At 52.2% G+C, this 21173-nt stretch carries 17 protein-coding genes; 9 read left to right on the forward strand and 8 right to left on the reverse strand.

What is annotated here, in order from left to right:
- Window positions 1–33: 33 nt before the first annotated feature.
- The 3 genes from OGX93_RS11910 (at window position 34) to OGX93_RS11920 (ending at window position 3255) form a co-directional block, all read left to right on the forward strand.
- The gene (locus OGX93_RS11910) at window positions 34–1908 is read left to right on the forward strand and encodes a TRAP transporter large permease (RefSeq protein WP_058668440.1); all 1875 of its coding nucleotides are present in this window, start codon (window positions 34–36) and stop codon (window positions 1906–1908) included.
- A 117-nt stretch (window positions 1909–2025) separates the two neighbouring features.
- Window positions 2026–2790: an SDR family NAD(P)-dependent oxidoreductase gene (locus OGX93_RS11915; protein WP_012134502.1), complete on the forward strand. Its 765-nt coding sequence runs from the start codon at window positions 2026–2028 to the stop codon at window positions 2788–2790.
- A gap of 45 nt (window positions 2791–2835) precedes the next feature.
- Entirely contained in the window at window positions 2836–3255 is a 420-nt protein-coding gene (locus tag OGX93_RS11920) for an RbsD/FucU family protein (RefSeq protein WP_049011918.1), read from the forward strand.
- A 38-nt stretch (window positions 3256–3293) separates the two neighbouring features.
- On the opposite strand, the gene OGX93_RS11925 is transcribed toward OGX93_RS11920, so the two are convergent.
- Window positions 3294–4361, reverse strand: a complete 1068-nt coding sequence (locus OGX93_RS11925) for a LacI family DNA-binding transcriptional regulator (RefSeq protein ID WP_353622170.1) — start codon at window positions 4359–4361, stop codon at window positions 3294–3296.
- 343 nt (window positions 4362–4704) lie between these two features.
- Between OGX93_RS11925 and OGX93_RS11930 the strand changes: the two genes are divergently transcribed.
- Window positions 4705–6912 (forward strand): TonB-dependent receptor, encoded by a 2208-nt coding sequence (locus OGX93_RS11930; protein WP_286449929.1) that lies wholly within the window; start codon window positions 4705–4707, stop codon window positions 6910–6912.
- A 30-nt stretch (window positions 6913–6942) separates the two neighbouring features.
- Window positions 6943–7344, forward strand: a complete 402-nt coding sequence (locus tag OGX93_RS11935; RefSeq protein ID WP_286449928.1) for a hypothetical protein — start codon at window positions 6943–6945, stop codon at window positions 7342–7344.
- 31 nt (window positions 7345–7375) lie between these two features.
- On the opposite strand, the gene OGX93_RS11940 is transcribed toward OGX93_RS11935, so the two are convergent.
- A complete protein-coding gene (locus OGX93_RS11940; protein WP_286449927.1) occupies window positions 7376–8152 on the reverse strand; it encodes an SGNH/GDSL hydrolase family protein in 777 nt (258 codons plus the stop codon).
- A gap of 10 nt (window positions 8153–8162) precedes the next feature.
- The gene (locus OGX93_RS11945) at window positions 8163–9200 is read right to left on the reverse strand and encodes a porin (RefSeq protein ID WP_012134495.1); all 1038 of its coding nucleotides are present in this window, start codon (window positions 9198–9200) and stop codon (window positions 8163–8165) included.
- Window positions 9201–9614: 414 nt separating this feature from the next.
- On the opposite strand from OGX93_RS11945, the gene OGX93_RS11950 reads away from it, so the two are divergent.
- Window positions 9615–10985 (forward strand): class-II fumarase/aspartase family protein, encoded by a 1371-nt coding sequence (locus OGX93_RS11950; RefSeq protein WP_012134493.1) that lies wholly within the window; start codon window positions 9615–9617, stop codon window positions 10983–10985.
- Between the two features lie 37 nt (window positions 10986–11022).
- Here OGX93_RS11950 and OGX93_RS11955 read toward each other — a convergent pair whose 3' ends face one another.
- On the reverse strand, window positions 11023–11916 hold the full coding sequence (locus OGX93_RS11955; protein ID WP_049010346.1) for a MurR/RpiR family transcriptional regulator: 894 nt from the start codon (window positions 11914–11916) through the stop codon (window positions 11023–11025).
- A 347-nt stretch (window positions 11917–12263) separates the two neighbouring features.
- Between OGX93_RS11955 and dcuC the strand changes: the two genes are divergently transcribed.
- The 3 genes from dcuC to OGX93_RS11970 all read left to right on the forward strand — a co-directional run bounded on the left by dcuC (window position 12264) and on the right by OGX93_RS11970 (window position 17608).
- Window positions 12264–13631 (forward strand): C4-dicarboxylate transporter DcuC, encoded by a 1368-nt coding sequence (gene dcuC / locus OGX93_RS11960; RefSeq protein ID WP_198447254.1) that lies wholly within the window; start codon window positions 12264–12266, stop codon window positions 13629–13631.
- 27 nt (window positions 13632–13658) lie between these two features.
- A complete protein-coding gene (locus OGX93_RS11965) occupies window positions 13659–15353 on the forward strand; it encodes an NAD-dependent malic enzyme (protein WP_199976384.1) in 1695 nt (564 codons plus the stop codon).
- A gap of 356 nt (window positions 15354–15709) precedes the next feature.
- The gene (locus tag OGX93_RS11970; RefSeq protein ID WP_080750339.1) at window positions 15710–17608 is read left to right on the forward strand and encodes a methyl-accepting chemotaxis protein; all 1899 of its coding nucleotides are present in this window, start codon (window positions 15710–15712) and stop codon (window positions 17606–17608) included.
- A 128-nt stretch (window positions 17609–17736) separates the two neighbouring features.
- Here the strand turns inward: OGX93_RS11970 and OGX93_RS11975 are convergent, their stop codons facing one another.
- From OGX93_RS11975 to fimF, 4 genes are read right to left on the reverse strand one after another with little or no spacing between them, the layout of a single operon-like run.
- Window positions 17737–19170, reverse strand: coding sequence for an EAL domain-containing protein (locus OGX93_RS11975; protein WP_248622991.1), 1434 nt, complete (start codon window positions 19168–19170; stop codon window positions 17737–17739).
- A 28-nt stretch (window positions 19171–19198) separates the two neighbouring features.
- Complete coding sequence (locus OGX93_RS11980) at window positions 19199–20101, reverse strand: fimbrial protein (protein ID WP_058668445.1); 903 nt, start codon at window positions 20099–20101, stop codon at window positions 19199–19201.
- 16 nt (window positions 20102–20117) lie between these two features.
- On the reverse strand, window positions 20118–20621 hold the full coding sequence (gene fimG / locus OGX93_RS11985) for a type 1 fimbrial minor subunit FimG (RefSeq protein ID WP_115615226.1): 504 nt from the start codon (window positions 20619–20621) through the stop codon (window positions 20118–20120).
- Window positions 20622–20633: 12 nt separating this feature from the next.
- Window positions 20634–21164 (reverse strand): type 1 fimbrial adaptor subunit FimF, encoded by a 531-nt coding sequence (gene fimF / locus OGX93_RS11990; protein WP_047459519.1) that lies wholly within the window; start codon window positions 21162–21164, stop codon window positions 20634–20636.
- Between the last annotated feature and the right edge of the window lie 9 nt (window positions 21165–21173).

Below are 21173 nucleotides of genomic sequence, written 5' to 3' on the forward strand. Positions count from 1 at the left end.
TATCACCCGGTAAGCCCATGAAAGGAGTCCAACATGGCAGATATCTCTATGAAAGCAAAGGATGAAAATGCTTTGCTGATGCTGTTAGGCCGACTGAGCAGAGGCTTAACGACCTTAACATCCTGGGCCGGGGCACTGGTGCTGTTTATCAACGTACTGGTGGTATTCGCATCCGTTATCTGGCGCTACGCATTGCATTCACCGATTCACTGGGCGGAAGAGGTGGCGCGTGCGCTGATGATTGCCCTCGTCTTTTTTGGCGTGGCCACGTCCACAGGCAGAGGCGGGCATATTGGCGTCGATCTGTTCCTGCGTTTTTTGCCCGAGCAGGTGCGCCCTTATGTTATCCACGCCAGTCGTTGGGTGCTGTTTCTGGTGTCGGTGGGGCTGGTGATTTCCAGTTATGACCTGGTGCAGGCCGCGCGGGTACAAACGACCGAGACCGGCCTGCCGCAGACGATTTACGTTATCCCGGTGTTGATCGGTTCCGTGGTGATGATGGTGGCCGCGCTGGAACATGCGCTACATGAACGCGCGCGGGTTGTTCTGCTCAGCGGCGGCGGAATCCTGGTGCTGGCGGCGCTGGGGTATCTGAAACTCTCGCTGATGGCCGATCCGGCCAGCGCGGCGGCGGGGCTGATGCTGATCTGTTTTGCGCTGGGTATCCTGGCCGGTGTGCCTATCGCGTTTACGCTGGGCATGTCCGCAATGGTGTTCTTTATTTGCGATCCGTCGTTACCGTTTGTCTTTTTCTCTCAGCAGGTTGCCGCCGGGGTAGACCACTTCGTTCTGCTGGCTATTCCGTTCTTTTTACTTGCCGGGGCGGCAATGGAAATCAACGGGATGTCAACGCGTCTGGTTGAGCTGATTGTGCGCGGGATGGGGCGCTTTCGCGGCGGGTTAAACATGACGACCGTGCTGTCGATGGCCTTCTTCTCCGGGATTTCCGGTTCCAAACTGGCGGATGTCGCCGCGGTGGGCGGTGTCTTGATGCCTGCGGTGCGTCGCGCTAAGCAGGACAGCGAAGAGGCCGCAGGGGTGTTCGCCGCATCGGCGGTGATGGCGGAGACCATTCCTCCGTGCGTAAACCTGATCGTCATGGGGTTTGTGGCGAATATCTCCATCGGCGCGCTGTTTATCGCCGGCCTGGTTCCCGCCGTCTGCTTGCTGATACTGCTGATGATCGCGGCCAACCGTTTTGGCGGAAAAATTAACGTCAGCGAGGCTTACCCGGTTTTACGCCCGCGTGCGCAGCTCTACCTTGGCGCCGCCGTGGGGCTGGTCATGATCTTTATGATTGGCCGTGGGGTGATGATGGGGATTGCGACCTCGACAGAAATCTCTGCCTTTGCGGTGATTTACGCCATCGTTGTCGGTCGCCTGGCGTTTCGCGAGCTGACGCTGAAAGCGACGGTAAAAATGTTTATTGATATCGCGGCCATGTCCGGCGTACTGCTGTTCATCGTCGCCTGCGCGACCAGCCTTTCTTATGCGCTGACAATACAGATGATTCCGCAGCAAATTGCTGAACTGCTGGTGGGGATTGGAATGGAGCAGGGCGCCTGGCTGTTCCTGCTGTTGACCATTGTGATTCTGATTATCTTTGGCGCGGTTCTGGAAGGTGCGCCAGCGTTGATCATTTTCGCCCCTATCCTGGTGCCAATCGCCATTCAGCTTGGATTTAACCCGCTGCATTTCGGTATTGTCATGATTCTGGCGATGGGCTTTGGCTTATTTTCACCGCCGATTGGATTAGGGCTGTATACCACCTGCGCCATCTGCGGCGTGGAGATGAAACATGTTATTCGGCCAATGGCGAAATATCTGGCGGTTGTTTTCGTCGGCATCATCATTGTGGCGATGGCGCCGCCATTAACCACCTGGTTGCCTGGACTGGCAGGCTACTGATTATTCATTACGGATATTCGCCACGCTCAGTGGCGGGGATGTCCGCGTGCTGAAAATAGCAGTAACGCGACAGGTTATCGCCTGGCGATGTTTAAATCTGAATAAGTGGAGTATGAAATGGGATCATTAGTGGGTAAAAAAGTTTTTATTACCGGTGCGGAACAGGGTATTGGTAAAGAAACGGCCAGAAAATTAATTGAGGCCGGATGTGATATCTATATTCATTATTTCAGCGGCGAAGAAGGCCCACGAGAATTAATGGCCATTGCGGAGCAAAAGGGAGGCCGGGCGGCTTGCGGTTATGCTGATTTAACGAATGAGGAAGATGCCGCGCGGTGCGTTGCGCAGGGCGCGGCGTTTCTTGGCGGCATCGATATTCTGGTGAATAACGTTGGTGGAATTATCGCCCGAAAATGGCTCGGCGAGATCGAACCACAGTTCTGGCGTACCGTTATTGACGTGAATATGACCACGATGCTCAATGTCACCCAGCAGGCGTTACCCTGGCTGAAAGCCTCGCCAGATGGGGCGAGCATTGTGAATCTGGCGTCATTAGCCGGTCGTTCCGGCGGCCATGCGGGCTCTCTGGTTTATTCCACCACGAAAGGCGCCGTCTTGACCTGGACGCGCTCACTTGCCGCCGAACTGGGCGAATCTGGCATTCGGGTGAACGCCGTGGCCCCAGGATTGATTCTGGGCACCCGTTTTCACAATCAGCATACGACGCAGGCGTCTGCCGACCAGACGATTCAGGCTATTCCTTTGGGGCGCGCCGGTACGCCTGAGGATGTCGCCCGGGTGATCTGTTTCCTCGCCTCTGAATATGATGGTTTCGTCTCTGGCGCGACGATTGATATTAATGGCGGTATTTATCGGGCGTAAAAGCGGGCGGGTTGTAAAACCCGCCTGATTTAAAAGGGACTCTTTATGATAAAGTCAGATATTATTCATCCTGATTTATTACAGGCACTGGCGCAGTGCGGTCATAAAGCCAATATTCTGATCGCGGATGCGAATTACTCTTTCCTGACCAACTCGTCACCGCAGGCACGTATTATCTGGCTTAACTTTTCTCCCGGCTTAATTGGCAGCGTGATGATTCTGGAGAAAATTCTTGGTTATATTAACGTAGAGAAAGCGACGTTAATGACGAGCCCGGCTGAATTTGATAACACGATTGAGCGTGAATACCGTGGTCTGCTTTCAGAAATGACGGAACTTTCTCATGTTGAGCGAAATGCGTTTTACGCGCTGGCAAAATCATCGGATACGCTGCTGGTGATTGCGTCAGGCGAAACCCGCCGTTTTGCCAATATTCTCCTCACCGTCGGCCCGACATTACTCTGAGAAGACGAGAAGAACGCGACGTTCTTCTCGCGTTATTCTCATCGTATATTTTCCGCTTCCTGCACCGATTGTCGGCATACCAGGGAAGGGGGAAACAAAAACTCGTCGGGAGGGATTGCCGGAGTCTCTATTCGGGCGATCAGGCGCTCAACCATCACGTCCGCCATCTCCGTGAGCGGCGGCATAATAGAGGTCAGGCCGGGGTAAACCAGGCCAGAGAGTGAAATATTGTCGATACCGACGAGAGAGATCTCTTCCGGCACGCGGATGCGGGCTTCGTGCAAACCACTCATCAAACCAATGCCAAGCGCATCGTTAATGGCGACGATGCCGTCAGGACGAAGGGATTGCTGGCAGAGGGTTTGCGCCAGAGAACGGCCCAGTTCGGTCATTTCGGTATCTCCGTAGGCGGCCATCGCTTTTCCTTCGATGATCATCCCTTCACGATACATGTCGTGCTGGCGTACCGCGCTGAGAAAGCCTTCTATTTTATGCGCGCGGCTGGGGGTCATCCCTGCGACGGTCGCAAACGCGAGGCGGCGACACCCGCGCGCGATAAGATGCTCTGCCGCCATTCGGCCCGCCTCAACGTTATCCATCGACACGCTGTCCAGCGCGAAACCGCCAGAATCAACGCTTGCAGGCATACGGCCATCGTAGTTCACCATTATCATGCCCTGCGCCGCCGCGCGGGTGAAATGCGGCTTTTCGATATCACAGGCGGCCACAATAATCCCGCGAACGCCATGAGCAAACATATCTTCCAGAAACGCTTCTTCTTCTTCGATTTGGCGATAGGTGTTGCCGATCAGCACGCGGTAGAGGTGTTTTTTGGCGGCCAGATCCACTTCACGCGCCAGTGCCGCAAAGCTGGGGTTCACGATGGATGGCACCAGCAACCCGATCATTTTTGCCTGCCCCGTTTTGAGTTGCTGGGCGACCCGGTTGGGGAAATAGTTGAGCGTTTGCATGCTTTGCTGAATGCGCGCCAGCGTTTCCGGGCGCATTTGATCGGCGCGGCCGTTAAGCACATTGGACACCGTGCTGACGGAAACGCCCGCATGCTTTGCGACATCTCGAATGTTTGCCATACATCTCCTTTGCAGCAATCGGTGAATGGCGGCTCATTCAGTATCGCCATCTGGATAGCAGAGTATAAACTACAACGGTTTAGTGTAACGTTACAGCTAATCGTGTCAATGCCATAAATCCCGTAACCGTTGTTCACACAATGAAAAATCTAAATAACATTGATAATGAGTTTCACTCTCATTATCATGTTGGCTGTGCGGGTTTCGGTGATTATTCTTCGTATCAAGGATGGACACAGAACATATATATATGGAAAACCCTTCCCATACATAAAACGAGCATTTTTGTTCGGGTTTCATTCAATAAAACCCCATTTTAAAGGGTTTTTTTCGTGTCCTTGTATTCATGAGATTAATGATGAAAAGCAGCGCAAAAAATAATTATTCTCTGCAAAAATCCTTGCTGGCATTCGCGATTGGTGCCGCCGCTCACGGTGTTTACGCAGCAGAAGACACTACCGGGAAAGAAGATACGATGGTCGTTGAGGCCAAATCCGCAAACAGTGGTTTTAAAGCCGGTGGCGACGCGCAGGTGCCCGCGTTCCTGGAGGGGCAGGTTGCCCACGGAGGACGACTGGGGGTTCTGGGCGAACAAAAAGCGATGGATGTGCCGTTTAACGTTATCGGTTACACCTCAAAACTGGTGGAAGACCAGCAGGCGAAGACCATCGGCGAGGTGCTGAAAAACGACGCCGCAGTACAGCCCGTACAGGGATACGGGAACTTCTCAGAAAACTATCGTATTCGCGGCTTTGAGCTGGCGGGGGATGACGTGACCTGGGGCGGTCTGGCTGGCGTGCTGCCGCGTCAGGTTGTGGATGCTTCGCTGTTTGAGCGCGTGGAAGTGTTTAAAGGCGCCAGTTCTTTCGTGAACGGCGCAGCAAGTTCCGGCGTGGGCGGTATGGTCAACATGGAGCCGAAACATGCTGATGACCTGCCGCTGACGCGCCTGGGAGTGGATTACACCTCTTCAACTCAGGTAGGCGCCACGCTGGATGCCGGTCGTCGTTTTGGCGATAACAATCAGTTTGGCGCGCGAGTAAACATTCTGCATCGTGAAGGCGAAACCGCCGTTGATAACGAGAAAAAGCGCACGACGCTGGCCGCCCTCGGGCTGGATTATCGCGGCGATAAACTGCGCTCCTCGCTGGATGTCGCCGCCCAGAAAAAGACGTTCCACGGCGGGACGATGGGAATTAACTTAAGCGGCGTCGATTTCGTGCCGGATGTACCGAACAACACGGATAACTACAGCCAGAAGTGGGGCTACAGTGATATCACTAACCAGTTCGGTATGGCGCGCGCTGAATACGACATCCTGAATAACTGGACGGTCTACGGCGGCGCCGGGGCGCAACATGCGCATGAAACCGGGATTTATACCGCGCCAAAATTACTGAACAGATCGGGTGATGCTGTCGTCAATGTGCTGTATACCAACCGTATTATTGACGCGTTCAGCAGTATGGCGGGTATTCGCGGCGAATTTGATACCTGGTCGGTCAGCCATAAGGTGAACCTGGGCTATTCGGCGGTGATCAAACGCGATAAAACGGCATGGCGTATGAACTGGGCCAACCCTGGCTCCATGACCAATATCTATGACAACCATGACGTGCCGATGCCGCAGTGGGATCTCGCCGGCGGCAACTATCACGATCCGCTGACAACCTCCCGAAACCGTACTCAGGGTTATCTCCTCAGCGATACGCTGGGATTCTTTGATGACCAGGTGCTGCTGACCGTCGCCGCGCGTAATCAGAAAGTGGTGGTGCGTAACTACAGCAATGCGACCGGTGAAGAAGACACTGCTTCTCGCTATACGGAAAGTCGATGGATGCCGACCTACGGTATCGTATATAAGCCGTGGGACACGGTGTCACTGTATGCCAACCACACCGAGGCATTACAGCCGGGTGAAAACATTACCGATCAGGAGTCGCCGGATTACGGTAAAAGCATCGGTATTCTGCACTCTAAGCAAAATGAAGTGGGCGTGAAAATTGATTTCGGCACTGTCGGCGGTAGCCTGGCGCTGTTTGAGATTAAGAAACCGTCCGTGATTAAGAACGAGACGACGCAGGAATATTCGACCGATGGCGAGCAGCGTAACCGGGGTGTGGAAGTTAACCTGTTTGGTGAGCCGGTTTACGGCCTGCGTCTGAACAGCAGTGCGACCTGGTTACAGCCGAAACTGACCAAAACGCAGGATGGCGTCAACCAGGGGAATGATGCTTCCGGTACTCCACGTTTCACCGCCGTTCTCGGTGCTGAATATGATATCCGGCAGGTTGATGGGCTGACCGCTACCGCGCGACTGAATCACACCGGCTCGCAGTATGACGGCGCCGCCAATGAGAAGAAGCTGGACAGTTACACCACGCTTAACCTCGGCGTTCGTTACCGGATGCGCGTAAACCAGGAGCAGAATGAGATGGTATGGCGTTTAGGGGTGGATAACGTCACCAACGAGCAATACTGGTCTGGCGTATCCGACTACGATGGCGTGTATGTGTTCCGTGGCGAACCGCGTACCCTGAAGCTGTCTGTTAATTACGACTTCTGAGTTAAAAACGGGCAGGGATGCCCGGTAGTAATGCCGGATGGCGGCTTTGCCTTATCCGGCCTACGGTACTACGGTGTGGTGCGGGTAATGCCGGATGGTGGCTTCGCCTTATCCGGCCTACGGTACTACGGTGTGGTGCGGGTAATGCCGGATGGCGGCTTCGCCTTATCCGGCCTACGGTATTACGGTGTGGTGTGGGTAATGCCGGATGGCGGCTTCGCCTTATCCGGCCTACGGTATTACGGTGTGGTGTGGGTAATGCCGGATGACGGCTTTGCCTTATCCGGCCTACGGTACTACGGTGTGGTGCGGGTAATGCCGGATGGCGGCTTTGCCTTATCCGGCCTACGGTACTACGGTGTGGTGCGGGTAATGCCGGATGGCGACTTCGCCTTATCCGGCCTACGGTACTACGGCGTGGTGAGATTGTAGGCCCGATAAGCTTGCGCCATCGGGCAACCGACTATGGTGATTTCTGAAACTCGCTGACGGTTTCCCACGCAATCTGCTGCAATGCTTTTGCGGTGGCTGGGGTCATATCCGTGTCTACGGGCAGCGCTCCGCCCACTGGCGACTGGTTATACAGCGTGGCAAAGAACACACAGGCGGCTAAATAGGTTCCTGCGATGGAAGGGTGTACGCCATCGTGGTAATAAAGATTAATTTCCGGGTGTGCTTTACGCGCTTTTTCAAAAGCCAGACCGACCGGCGCGACATAGCCGCCAGTTTTCTGCGCAATGGAAACATAGGCGTCAGCAAGTTTCTGTATATCCTCTGGTTGATCCCGCTTTGCCCAGGTCATGAAGTACACGACTTTTGAACCTGCCTGATGCGCCATATCCGCCATTTTTGTCGCGGATTCGATGAAATTCTGCCGGGTGCTCTCTTTCTGTGAGATCGTCTCCGTGGAGTTGCCTTGCAAGATGACAACGTCCCATTTTTGCAATGTATTCTGATAGGCGAGATTATGAATTTGCCAGCCTAAATGACCGCTTGAGATGGTGATCCCCCGATATTTATACCCTTTCGCGTGGTTCGGCAGTAAAGAACGCGTCAGATCCCGCAACCGGGTATTAATATTGTTGTTATAGAACGTAAAAGAGTTGCCATACAGCGCGACAATTTTATTATCCCCCTCTATTTTTGCATAGGGTGAGGGCGCTAATAGCGCATCAGCATGCACACATAAACTGCCAAATAAAAAAGTTGATGCAAGGGATAACTGCATTATTCTTTTCATAAATCACCTGTCAGAAGTCATAGCGGAGTCCAACGATGAGCGCGTCATCATTGACTTTTTGGTTTTTATTGGCGAAGGCTTTATCGTAAGTAAATGATAACCAGGTATCATCGGCTAATGTTATTTGTGTTTCGACACGCCAGTCCTCTTTTTCATAGACGGATTTATCTTTCTCATCCAGGAAACTGTAACCGGTAAGGAATTTAAATTTACCGTATTTCCAGGACAGTAATGAATCCATGCCTTTAAAGTCATTGTCGCTTTTATTATCGCGCGCAATGGATGTGCGTAATGCGGTGACGGCGGCTTCAACGTTCTTATAGCTGAGCTGCAAGCCTGCCATGATCTGGTCGTTTTGATTCCGGCCATCAGTGGTTTTTACGCCATCCTGGCGTTTATAACGGCTGGCGGCAATCGCCGGTGTGAGTCTGAAATCCCCCAGTCTGAGCGTGTTTCTGTAACTGGCCATTGCGCCATAATCCAGGGCTTCATTACTGCTGCCATTGCCCGCGACCCACGCCAGCTGTATCTCATTGCCTGCAAATTTAGCATTCCATTGTACGGTGCCGTCCTGGCGGTTGAACTGGTAGGAGTCATCAATGGTGGTGATGCCGTAGCTGTAAATATTCGGCGTAAAGTTTTTATATTTATCAGTCATTTTCATGACCTGATACAACGGGTTTTTGGTCCTGCCGACAATCAGTTCGCCCCAGGTTTTATTGGACAAACCAATATAGGAGTAGCGCGCTTTTAAATCGCTATCCCCGGTATTGCTGTCGTTTTTTTCGGTTCGCACCTGCCATTCCAGACGGCCCACGATCTTTGTCTCGGGGATAAAATCTAAATCCCGGGTGAGGTAAATCCCCAGACGGCCACCCAGATTCGTTCGCGTTTCGCTTCCGGCATAAGAGTTTTCTCCGCTGGCAATTTTACCTTCCACACGGCCATAAATATCCAGCGTATTTCCATCTTTATTATAGATACTCATCGCATATGAGGAGGTTGTCATCCCCGTCAGTAGAATGAGTGAAATCATTTTTATTTTCATAGCATCCCCAGAAAACAATAGTTAGCTTATTTATCTGTTCGAGTGAGCGGTTTATCGCAGGAGGGATTGTTCTGGAAAAAAGGATGGTCATGATATGGGAATTATTTTTTCTCATTACAAAATGTGATTTTTAGCGCATAACGATGTCCTGTTTTATCATGTTGCTAAATTTAATGGTGCTTATTTGCGAAAAGTTAAAGCAAAGCGAAATACGCGTTGCACTAACAAAGCAACTCATTGTGATAGCTATCTCATTTTTGTGTTTTTCGGGCGTTAAAAAGGGAAAGCAAAATTCTCATGACGTATTTTATGAATGGGAATTTTATTTTCCCCTGTTAATCAGTTGGCCGATCCCGCAAGATTCATTCACGACCTTTTATATTAATATGCTTTATATTGCCGGAGAGTCGCAGTATGTACGGTAAGCAAACAACAGTGTTTGATTCTGACCTCTATTCATCGCTCTTTACCGAGAGTCGGATGCGGGAGATCTGGTCTGACGACAATCTGCTTCGCTGCTGGTTGACGTTTGAAGCAACGGTAGCGCGCGTGCAAAGCGAGCTGGGCATTATTCCTGAACAGGCGGCGATTGAAATCGAGCAGGCATGTCAGAACATCGAGATAAACTGGCCTGCTTTAGCCCAGGGAACGCAAACGGTAGGCATGGCGATTAAGCCCTTGATCGACCAGATTTCGGCTGCTGGCTCTCCGTTGGTTAGCCGCTATCTCCACTGGGGATGCACCACCCAGGATCTTCTGGACTCCGGTGTGGCGATGCGATTACAGCAGACGCTACAACGGGTATATCAGCAGCTGATTGAGGTTGGGGAAGAGATGAAGGGCATGGCCTTAAAGCATGCCCGCACCGTTATGGTTGCGCGCACCAATTCGGTTGATGCTTCCGCCACGACCTGGGGGCTGCATGTCTCCGGCTATCTGGCGGAGGTGAATCGGCATCTGAACCGGCTGCAACAGCTCTATCCCCGGGCGATTACGGGTCTGTTTGGCGGCGCGGTGGGGAACCTTGCCTCCGTCGGTTCTCAGGGAATGGCGACGCGTGAGCGGTTGATGCGGGCGCTGGGGCTAAACGTTCCCTGTGGTATAAACAATGCCAGCCAGGATGCAATTGTTGAAGTGGTTCAATGCTTTGCGCTGATTCACGGTACGCTCTGCCGCCTGGCGAATGACGTGGAAACCCTGGGACGCACCCCCATCGCGGAAGTGCTTGAAGGCGAGGGCGGCGGAGGCTCCAGCACCATGCCGCACAAGGCTAATCCGCGCGCCAGCAATATGATTCAGACGCTGGCGAGGATGGGCTGGATGTACGCCTCCGGCGCGCCTGCGATGTTGGATCAGCAGGATGTGCGCGCGGCGTCGATGAGAGTATTGAACTGGACGATTCTACCCGAGGCGTCGAACGCCTTATCGGTCAGTCTTAGCCGGGCCAAAAAGCTGCTTTCCCACCTTATTGTGAATGAAGACAGAATGCGCGCTAATTTTGACTGCTCGAAATCTTTCATTATGTCGGAATCGATTACGATGAGTCTGGCGAACAAAATAGGGCGAGAACCCGCTTATAATTTAGTTAAAGCGCTGCTCAGTCAGGCGAATGGTGAGCAAAGTCTTATCGACATTGTCCACGCCAGCCCGGAAATTCGGGCGTCGTTATCCGCAGAAGAAATTGCCGATGCCTGCGAGCCGTTGTCTTATATTGGTTGCAACGATGCGCTGATTGCCGAGACCCTCGCGCGGTTTGATGAAATGAAAGTCATCGATATTGCGTAGCGCTTTATGTCGGGAGCGTCCCTCCCGACTCTGCTGGTCAGGTATTATGTGAAGAAGCGGAAAATGTCTCAAAGAAGAGAAACAACTCTTCCAGTTGGGCAAAGTTGCCTTCATTGTCACTCTTCTCATAAGCCAGATGCAGAATCAGTTCGATAAAAAAGAAACCGAGAATTCGGCTTTGAAAAATGGACTCCACGTCGCTTGGCAGTACAAACTGAAGATCGCAGAATTTACCGTAAGGATTAGCATCAGAATTGGTGATCAGCACGACGGTCGCATTTTTCTTTCTGAACCATTTCGCGATATTGAGTGCGACCCGGTTAAAGCGATAGTAGGAGAATACGATCAGAACATCATCTGGTTCGATGTTTATCAGGCACTTGGGCAGCTCGCTGATGTCGGTAGGCAGAAGAGTGATGTTGCTGCGAAAGTACTTTAACAACGTACAAAAATGCAGCGCCATCGCGTGGGAGGAGGAAGGGCCGACCACATAAATATGGCGCTGGCTGTTGAGTACCAGTTCGATGAATTTATTCAGGCTATCGATGCTGATAGTCTGTTTAAAACCATTAAATAATGAAGTGACTTTATTATTAAAGGTATCAACAATCTGTTCTGTTTTGGTGGTGTTTTTAGGTCGCTGGCGACTGTTTTTCTCAAAAGGCGCGGCGATTTTGTTTTTTGACAGCGTGGTATCCAGCGCTCTTCTGAAAGCTGCATAGCCAGTAAAACCAACTTTATTCAGAAAGCGCCCGATGGTTGCTTTGCTCACGGCGGCATTCTGGGAAAGATCGACAATCCCATGATAAGGTAATTCGCTGAAGTGTTTATTAATATAGTCATTAAGCCGACATTCAGACTCGGTCAGGTCACCAATATTTTGGGTGAGTGAATTATACTCATCCAGACTTAATGTGTTTTTTCTGTACATGTGCAGTACCCGGTGACGTTTTATATTGAGATTGTTATATGAAAAGATACCTCTGCCGTCAATCATTCCGTGGCTGGCAATTTAGTAAAACGTCTTATTTTCTGCGGGATCGCGCCCCATGTAGATAAGATGCGATCTTACTCACAAAAAAATATGGGAAAAGCCCTTTCCCATATTTTATAGCACGGTGGTTTATTACGATTAAATCGACAGTACAATTATTTAATACCGTGAACTGACGGACATATTCTCATGGCAATATGTATGAGCAGGTTTTTAGCTGTTGGTGAAAACGCTGCTTGCATAAGGCTGACATCTCTGATTTGTATGGTATAGGGATTGTTGTTATGACTGCATTTATTATAGCAATAGTGATAACAGTAATTGCCGCGTGGTTAATTGTGAAAAATTACCAGCCGCAAACTGTGTTATTATTCGCGGGGCTGGCGTTATTAACAGTTACCGTTCTGTTTTACCCAGAGAATAGTATTCTTTATGGTAAAGCAAAATCTACCGGGTCAACCTGGCTGGATATCTTCAGTTTTGCAAAAGAGTCTTTGACCACGCAAATCGCGGGTATCGGCTTAATTATTATGGCGGCGGGGGGATTCGCCAGTTATATGGATCACATCAAAGCCTCGAATGCGATGGTGAATATGTGTATTCGTCCCTTGCAGGTCATTAAAGCGCCTTATCTTATTCTTGCGCTGGGCTACATTTGCGCGCAGCTTCTGCATGTGGCGATCTCCAGCGCAGCCGGGCTGGCGATGTTATTACTGGTGACGTTCTTTCCCGTTCTGGTGCGGCTGGGCGTCAGTAAAGCGTCCGCTGCCGCGATGATCGGCCTGTGCGCGTTTATGGATCTTGGCCCGGCGGTTGGAACGGCGAATCTTGCGGCCAAACATGCCGGAATGGAAAGCGCGATTTACTTTGCGCACTATCAGATGCCGGTGGCGGTTGTGGTCATGCTGGCCGTCGCGGTGGTGATTTTCTTTACCGCCAAATATTTCGATAAAAAAGATGGGTTTGTTCCGGGGATGGAAGAAGTTGCCGAAGCGGAAGAGGAAGGACGCAAAGTGCCCGCCATTTATGCGCTGCTGCCTGTATTGCCCGTCATTCTGGTTCTGGTTTTCAGCCCGCTGGCGATCGCATCCATCAAAATTGACGTTGTGACGGCGATGATCCTCGGGGCGGTGGTCGCTTTTTTCTTCGAGCTGTTCACCACGCGTGATTTCCGCGCCTGTTGCAAAGGGTTGCAGGTATTTTTCAAAGGAATGGGAAGCATGTTTACCAGTATCGTTTCTTTACTGGTCTGCGCGGATATCTATGCCCAGGGGCTACAGAAGATCGGCGCAGTGGACTATCTCCTTCAGTCCGTACAAAGCGCCGGTCTGGGCTTTACCAGTATGACGCTGGTGATGACGGCGCTGGTGGGCGTTACTGCGGTATTAACCGGTTCTGGCGTGGCGGCATTCTTCTCCTTTTCCGGGCTGGCGCCCTCTATCGCGGCGAAGTTTGGTGAAAGCGCGGTCAATATGATTCTGCCTATGCAACTGATGGCGGGAATGGGGCGCTCTATTTCTCCGGTTGCGGGCATCATTATCGCCGTGAGCAAAGCGGGCGAATGCTCACCGTTTATGATCGTCAGAAGAACGCTGCTCCCGGCGCTGGCGGGGATTGCCGCGATGTTGATTGCCAACTATGTGCTGATTTAACGCTTTTCTTATTACCGGATTTAACTCATGGACAGCAACGTGACACACGATGTTTTATACGTCCCGTTTACGGGGAAACTGTTACTGGAATCGCCGTTATTGAATAAGGGGAGCAGTTTTACTCAGCAAGAGCGGAATGATTTTAATCTTAATGGATTGTTGCCCTGCGCTATCGAAAATATTGATGAGCAAGCGGAACGCGCTTACCAACAATATCTGGAGGCGGAGTCTGATAACGCGCGGCATATTTATTTGCGTAATATCCAGGATACGAATGAGACGCTATTTTATTACCTGCTGAAAAAACATCTCCCGGAAATGCTGCCGATTGTTTATACCCCGGTTGTTGGCGCGGCCTGTGAAAAGTTTTCCGGGATTTACCGTCGCGCCAGAGGGGTCTTTATTTCGTGGCCCGATCGCGAACGTATTGACGATATTCTGCATGATATCCCGAGACACGATATCAAAGTGATTGTGGTGACGGACGGGGAACGTATTCTGGGACTGGGCGATCAGGGCGTCGGGGGAATGGGGATACCGATTGGCAAACTGTCGCTGTATACCGTTTGCGGCGGGGTAAATCCGGCGCATACGTTGCCCGTTATGCTGGATGTCGGGACAAACAATCCGCGATTATTAGACGATCCCCGCTATATGGGCTGGCGGCATCCGCGCATCACTGGTGAAGACTACTTTGCGTTTATCGGTATGTTCATCGCTGCGGTGAAACGTCGCTGGCCGGATGTATTGCTGCAATTTGAGGACTTTGCCCAGCATACTGCGGTTCCTTTGCTGCATCGTTATCGTGATGAGCTGTGCTGTTTTAATGATGATATTCAGGGAACGGCGTCGGTCGCGCTGGCGACAATTTTAGCGGCCTGCCGCGCCAGCCAGCGTGATTTTAATCAGCAGACGATGGTCATCGTTGGCGCAGGGGCGGCGGGTTGCGGCATTGCCCGCCATATCATCGCCTGCCGGGTGGCCGAAGGTATGGACGCCGCAGAGGCCAGCAAAACGATTTTCATGGTGGATCGCGACGGCCTGGTGATGACCACCGCCTCGTCGCTGGCTGATTTTCAGGTTCCGCTGGCGCAGCCTCCTGAAATGCTATCTGGATGGGCATACGCTGGCGCGACGCCGTCCTTGCTGGAGGTCATTCATAACGCGAAACCTGGCGTGATGTTGGGCGTTTCAGGGCAGGCGGGACTGTTCACTGAAGAGGTGGTGCGTACGATGTATCGCCACTGCGATCGCCCGATTATTATGCCGTTGTCTAACCCGACCTCCAGAATGGAGGCCCGGCCGCAGGACCTTATCCGCTGGACTGATGGACAGGCGATTATCGCAACGGGAAGCCCTTGTGAGCCGGTAGATTTTGCCGGACGTACGATACCGGTATCGCAGTGTAATAACGTGTATATCTTTCCTGCCATCGGTCTTGGCGCGATTGCCAGCGGCGCCAGGAGAATCACGGAAACGATGCTGATGGCGGCGAGCCGCGCGCTTGCCGACGCCTCGCCTTTGGTGCGTCATCATGGCGGAGGACTGCTGCCGGAAATCAACATGATATGCGATGTAACCCGCCGTATTGCCTTTGCGGTGGGGAAGGCGGCGCAGCTGTCCGGCGTAGCGGATGCGCTGGATGATGCTGTGCTGACACAGCGCATTACGGCGCATTTTTGGCTACCGCACTATCGTCCTTATAAACGCCGTGCTATCTAGTTTTTGGCTATGAATGCCCCGCTTCGGCAGTCGCGCCGGAGCGGGGCCGGGCGTATTAATAAAAAATACAAGGCGATAAAAAATAAAGGTAAGGAATAAAACTGACATCATAAGTTGAAAAATAAAACTTCATTAGCCTGCGATGCATTGCGTGGATTGTGCAACTTCATGATATGTATTTAATTATTTTTGAAAGCGGATGTGCGGCCTTATACAAGGTCAGATGGACGGCTGTTAATTAAAATGCTGTTTTTATTTTATGTGGGGAAAACCTTATTCAGAGCGATCGAAATAAGTAAAGAATTGCGGATAAATGTCGTTATAACACTTATCCAAACCGATCGAGACCCTACCCCATGATGTGGAAAACAACTCAAGCCCGAGTGACACTCCTGCTTATAAGTTTTTTTGTTATATTACTGTTGGTTACGTTTGTTGTTATCAAACAATTCGTCTCTCCGCAGATTATTGCAACGGAAACCAGAAATATAAGAGCCACGGTCGAGCTGCAAAGTGACGCGATAAAAGAGCAAATGAACCGCGTTAAAGCGCAGCAGCGCACGATCACCGAACTGGTTTCCGGGCTTCAGAGCGATCAAATTGACGCGCTCTTGCCGCTGTTTGTGAATCAGTATGGCGATCTGAACGTTTTTGGCGGCGGCATCTGGCCATTACCCGGGCTGCGCGAGCCGGGCCGCGACAAATTCAGCACTTTTTATGCGCGCGATGCCGGTGGCGTGCTCCAGCTTAATACGGTCTGGAACCAGCCGGAGTCAGAAAAATACTGGGAACAGCCGTGGTATAAAGACGGTATGGCTGCGCCAAAAGGTGAGTGTGCATGGGCCAAAGCCTACCAGGATTCGGCCAGCCCGCAGCCGAGAACCAACTGCGCGATGACAATCTGGAAAGAGGGAAAGGCCTGGGGTGTCGCCACTATCGATGTGACGTTGGGCTTTTTTAACCAACTGGCAAAAGAGATGGGGAAGGCGGTCGAGGGAACCGTATTAATTGTTGAGTCTGATGGCAAAATTGTTGGGAACGGCGCGCCGACTCAAGGCAATACCGCATTGATGAATGTGCGCGATTTGAATATTCCGTCAGCTTTACCGCTGCTCAATCTGCTGAGCCAGGGGCAAAAAGCGGAATATGAGGGCGGCTATGACGGCGAAGACGGCGCCCATTCGCTGTTTGTTTTGTCGATAGAAGGCAGCCCGTGGTATCTGGTGATTGATACGCCCAGCAGCAACCTGGTGCGCCAGTCTAATGCGATACTGACAACACTCACGCTCGTGCAGACGGTGATCGGCCTTATCATTGTTCTTGTCCTGATGCTGATTGTGCGCAACATTTTCAGGAATGTGACGCTGCTGAACAGGAACATAGAGGCGCTATCCGGCGGCGGCGCCGATCTCACGCAACGGCTTGTGGAAAGTAAAAGCCCGGAATTTAATGCCATCATCAATAACTTTAATAAATTCATCGCGTTCCTTCAGGATTTGATGCAGCAGGTTGGGCACAGCTCCTCGGCAATTTCTTCCGCTTCGCGGCAGATCGCAGGAGGAAACCTGGATCTCTCCTCCCGTACGGAAGAACAGTCCGCTTCCATTGTTGAAACGGCGGCGTCGATGGAGCAACTCACCAGCACCGTACGGCAAAATGCGGAGAATGCGTTGCAGGCGAACAGGCTGGCGACACAGGCTTCCGACGCGGCGAAAGCGGGAGCTTCAGTGGTCAATGACGTGGTTGCCACAATGAGCAATATCAATGATTCATCCTCAAAAGTGGTGGAAATCATCAGCGTAATTGATGGCATCGCGTTCCAGACCAATATTCTGGCGCTGAACGCGGCGGTTGAAGCGGCGCGGGCCGGTGAAAATGGCCGTGGTTTTGCCGTCGTTGCCGGTGAGGTGCGTTCTCTTGCGCAGCGAAGCGCCCAGTCTGCGCAGGAAATTAAGAAGCTCATTGAAGAATCGGTCAGCAGTATTGAGCAAGGTAGCGGTCTGGTTCGCCAGGCGGGTACGACAATGGACGGCTTAATGGAGAAGGTTGAAGACGTGAGCGTTTTAATCTCTGAGATCAGCTCCTCAAGCGATGAGCAAAGTCGTGGAATTGAGCAGATTAATATCGCCATTACTCAGCTTGATAGCGCGACCCAGCAGAATGCGGCGCTGGTAGAAGAGGTTGCCGCAGCGGCCCAGTCAATGGAATCGCAAACCGAGATGCTTGAAAAAGTGGTCGGCAGCTTCAAACTCTGAAAAGCGGTATAACGAAACGCGCAGCATGATGGGGTTAGCCCTTCGCCGGACCGTGGAACACGTCGGTCTCAGAAAAGTTATCCCCTGTCATGCGGCGCTCTATGAAACCAGTAAGGCACAGCGTACGTTCAGCGAGGTGCGGGATGTTTCGGTAAAAATTGCTGGATTATCTCCGGCAGACGATCGTGAGTGATGGGCGGCGAGAAAAGATAGCCCTGAAAGCGGTCAACTCCCAGCGCTTTCAACTGATTGAATTTCTCCAGACTATCGACGCCTTCGGCAATACAGCGGCTCTGCGTCAACTGGCAGTAGTAGAGCAGGCTCTTTATCAGCGCCAGTGCATGTGGATCGCGTTGAAAATCATTCACGATACTCATATCCAGCTTGTAGCCGCTAAAGCGGATTGTCCTGACGGGAAACATTACGCTGCTGTGTGAAAAGCAGTCATCAAGGAAGATGCGAAAGCCTTGCCGTTGGATTTTGTCCATATTTTCTGCTGTTCTTCCTTGCTGATGCAGATCGACCGTTTCTGCAAATTCCAGCACTAATCGACCCGACCATTGCGGCTGCTGTAGCTGCTGGCGCGCCGTTTCCATCATCCGCAGCAGGTTTTCGTGGTTGGCGATGCAGGGTGGAATATTTATTGAGAACCAGAACTTACCCTGGTGTTGGTTAATGTTCTGGATTGCTATTTGTAGCACAAAGGCCGTGAGCAGAAGCCAGGCGTATTCGGCGTGGATCTGCGGCAGAAATTCGCCGGGAAGCAATACGTTGTCGCCTCTTCTCCAGCGGGAAAGGATTTCAACCCCCTGCAACCGCAGGTGGCCGTCGGTTATGGGTTGAAATACCGGGAATACCTGTTGGCTATGAATGGCATGGATAAATTCGCGCTCAAAGGGAGATAGCGCGGCGATGAGCTGCTTGTTGTGAGTCTTGCTCTGGCTTCCAGGAAAGCGGGTAATCAGATGCGGGTGAGACGCCACCATCTTTTTTAGTCCTGACGTTCTTTGATTATAAAGTGTTTTCTGGCTCACACCGCGGATCTTCGCCTGTGTGTTGATGCTGTACCCGTACAGAAGAGAGAGGGTGGCGCTCAATTCCGTTTTACTTAACCCTGCTGCCGGTTTGCCCTGTATCTGCGCGTCTAAAAAGGACAATTGCTGGAGTTTCGGGTATTGCAGGAAGTCCCCCTGTAGCAGCGCTGACAGTTGTTTCCCAGGAAGGTCGGAGGCGACCGCCCGGACGGCGGTAAGTTGCCGTTTATCAGGAACATGGTAGAGCAGCGTTTGCCATAGCCAGGCGGATGGACTACGGCTAAGGATCAGCATGGGCAGCGGTGTTTCTGCCTCAGCAAGCAGGAAGGCGGCTTCCTTAAGAATAAACAGCAGCCAGTAAGGATCGTCAGGGAGAAAAACGACGATCCTTCCGACCTCGGATGTTAGCTGTAGCGAAAGGCGCTCCTGCGTCTGGTGTTGCAGCAGCACCGGTCGCCGTTGACCGCAGGTCATCATTCTGGCGAGTCCTTCCGCCGCCATTGAACAGGGAGACAGGATATAGTCCACCCTTGTTTTCTCCAGCGGGGAGGGAGGGTTACTGGTAAACAAATGTCACCCCGATGATCGACTGTACGTTGCCCGCCGTGACCTGGCCGCTGGTGCGCGCGTAGGTCGCGGTTAAGCCAAGATTTACCGGCGATGTGCCGACCGTGCCCAGTGCTACGGTGTTGTTAGCGGGAACAACACTACCGTATCGGGTCATCTGAACGCCGATACCCTGCGCCGCTGAGGAGGACGCGGTGTTGCTGAAGATAGAGTTGGCGGCATCGACGGTCGTACCTGAGAGGTAATAGCCGAGGTTCTGGTTTTGCGCACAGTGGACAGTGACCGGCACGGCCATTGAGCCGGGATAGTCTGGAAGCGTCACGGTGACATCACGCGCTGATACGTCGCATCCCCCAGTAGGGACAACAACATTATTGTTGGCGTAAATATTCCAGATGAAATTATTCGGGTTTCCGTCGCTGGCCACTTTATGCATATTCAATTGCGCGATGAGTTCGCCAGAGTTGATGACGACGCCTCCCGCTGCTCCGGTCGCGGTCAGATACATGCGCAGCGGCAATCCGCGATAATCCGTATGAGTGATGGTATAGACGGATGAATTACCGTTCATCGGCAAAGGATACGTATTCCCCGCCCAGTAAACGCTCCCCGTAAACGCCGCAAGCGCGCCACCGAAGGCGGAACCGCTGGTTAAATTGATGTAGTCAATGATAGAGCCGCCGGAGGAGTCGTTTTTACAGGAAACTGAAGAGGATAAATCTACGACCAGGTTTTGACCCACTCCAACAGATGGCGTCAGGTTTACATAGACATTCGCTGACCCTGAGGTCATGGTCTGCCCGGTATCATTGACTTTACAGGTGAATGCCGCAGCATCCAGCGACCACCCCATCAGCAGCAGTGTGGTGAATAGCGCGATGATTTTTTTCATGACAAACTCTCCTGACTCAGGCGTAGGTATAGGTGACGCTAATCACCGCCTGAATAGTTCCCTGGGTGGCGCCGCCGTTGACCGTTAACGCTCTGACCTGTAACGGAAAGCGGGTGGACTGCGTTGAGTCATCCACCTGAACGGATTTCGTGGCGCCATTGTTTAACGTGGTGCCTGCGTCATCCTGCAATTCGAGCTGAATATTGCCGGCGGTCCCCTGGTTTTTGTAATAACCGGTGCTGTCTGCGGTTCCGCTAAAGGTTGCGATGACCCGGGAGGTGCCGATCGGACAGTTAGTGAGTTCCAGCGCGGTACTGTGCCAGGCGGAAGCCGAACCTGCGGTTACCAGGCTGAAGGTATACAGGTCGCCGAGGTCAACGGTGGCATTGGTGGTAGACACCGTGCACGGCTTCGCCACCACCTTCCCGTTGACGGTAATCGTGATATCAGCGGCCTGAAGCCCTGAAGAGGCCGCTGTCAGTACGCTTGCCAGAAGCCACCCTACATAGTTGCGTTTCATCTCAGCCTCCGGTTACTGAAATTCAAGCGTGAATGTTGCTGTGGCATTGACGTGCCCGGCGGTGACCGGAATCTGCGTAGCCATCAGGCGTGCATAAAAGTTGAGGATGTTGGTCTGCCCAGGCGTGAGCGTGGTCCACGCGATGGATGATGACGCGGCGTTGAGCGGCAGCATCGTCTGTTGGTTATTGAGGATCTGCACGCCCATGCCTGCGGCTGCCGAGGCACCGCTATCGATCTTCAATAGACTGGTGTTGCTGCTATCCTCCGTGCCGGTAAAGCCGACTTTGACTGCCGTAACCGAGTTACCGCAGGGAGAGAGGACAATACGGAATGGGACGAGCGGGGTTGTCGCCCCCACCGCATTAAACTGTTTGGCAGCGTTATTCATCAGGTCAACGGTAAAATCTTTTGACTCTCCCGCGACAGCGCAGGCATTGTCGCGGACGTAGCCGCTAATCGTAATCGTGCTGTCGGCGGCGAAGACATTGACGCAGGCCAGCGTCAGCACAGCGCCGAGGAAATACAGTGGTTTTTTCATCATCATTCCTTC

Source organism: Citrobacter sp. CK195 (genome assembly GCF_030333365.1).
GTDB lineage: Bacteria > Pseudomonadota > Gammaproteobacteria > Enterobacterales > Enterobacteriaceae > Citrobacter_B > Citrobacter_B koseri.

Bases quoted from the DNA above. Each gene is read 5' to 3' on its own strand.
- OGX93_RS11910 (WP_058668440.1), top strand. From the start codon at position 34: ATGGCAGATATCTCTATGAAAGCAAAGGATGAAAATGCTTTGCTGATG.
- OGX93_RS11915 (WP_012134502.1), top strand. From the start codon at position 2,026: ATGGGATCATTAGTGGGTAAAAAAGTTTTTATTACCGGTGCGGAACAG.
- OGX93_RS11920 (WP_049011918.1), top strand. From the start codon at position 2,836: ATGATAAAGTCAGATATTATTCATCCTGATTTATTACAGGCACTGGCG.
- OGX93_RS11930 (WP_286449929.1), top strand. From the start codon at position 4,705: ATGAAAAGCAGCGCAAAAAATAATTATTCTCTGCAAAAATCCTTGCTG.
- OGX93_RS11935 (WP_286449928.1), top strand. From the start codon at position 6,943: ATGCCGGATGGCGGCTTTGCCTTATCCGGCCTACGGTACTACGGTGTG.
- OGX93_RS11940 (WP_286449927.1), bottom strand. From the start codon at position 8,152: ATGAAAAGAATAATGCAGTTATCCCTTGCATCAACTTTTTTATTTGGC.
- OGX93_RS11945 (WP_012134495.1), bottom strand. From the start codon at position 9,200: ATGAAAATAAAAATGATTTCACTCATTCTACTGACGGGGATGACAACC.
- OGX93_RS11950 (WP_012134493.1), top strand. From the start codon at position 9,615: ATGTACGGTAAGCAAACAACAGTGTTTGATTCTGACCTCTATTCATCG.
- OGX93_RS11955 (WP_049010346.1), bottom strand. From the start codon at position 11,916: ATGTACAGAAAAAACACATTAAGTCTGGATGAGTATAATTCACTCACC.
- dcuC (WP_198447254.1), top strand. From the start codon at position 12,264: ATGACTGCATTTATTATAGCAATAGTGATAACAGTAATTGCCGCGTGG.
- OGX93_RS11965 (WP_199976384.1), top strand. From the start codon at position 13,659: ATGGACAGCAACGTGACACACGATGTTTTATACGTCCCGTTTACGGGG.
- OGX93_RS11970 (WP_080750339.1), top strand. From the start codon at position 15,710: ATGATGTGGAAAACAACTCAAGCCCGAGTGACACTCCTGCTTATAAGT.
- OGX93_RS11980 (WP_058668445.1), bottom strand. From the start codon at position 20,101: ATGAAAAAAATCATCGCGCTATTCACCACACTGCTGCTGATGGGGTGG.
- fimG (WP_115615226.1), bottom strand. From the start codon at position 20,621: ATGAAACGCAACTATGTAGGGTGGCTTCTGGCAAGCGTACTGACAGCG.
- fimF (WP_047459519.1), bottom strand. From the start codon at position 21,164: ATGATGAAAAAACCACTGTATTTCCTCGGCGCTGTGCTGACGCTGGCC.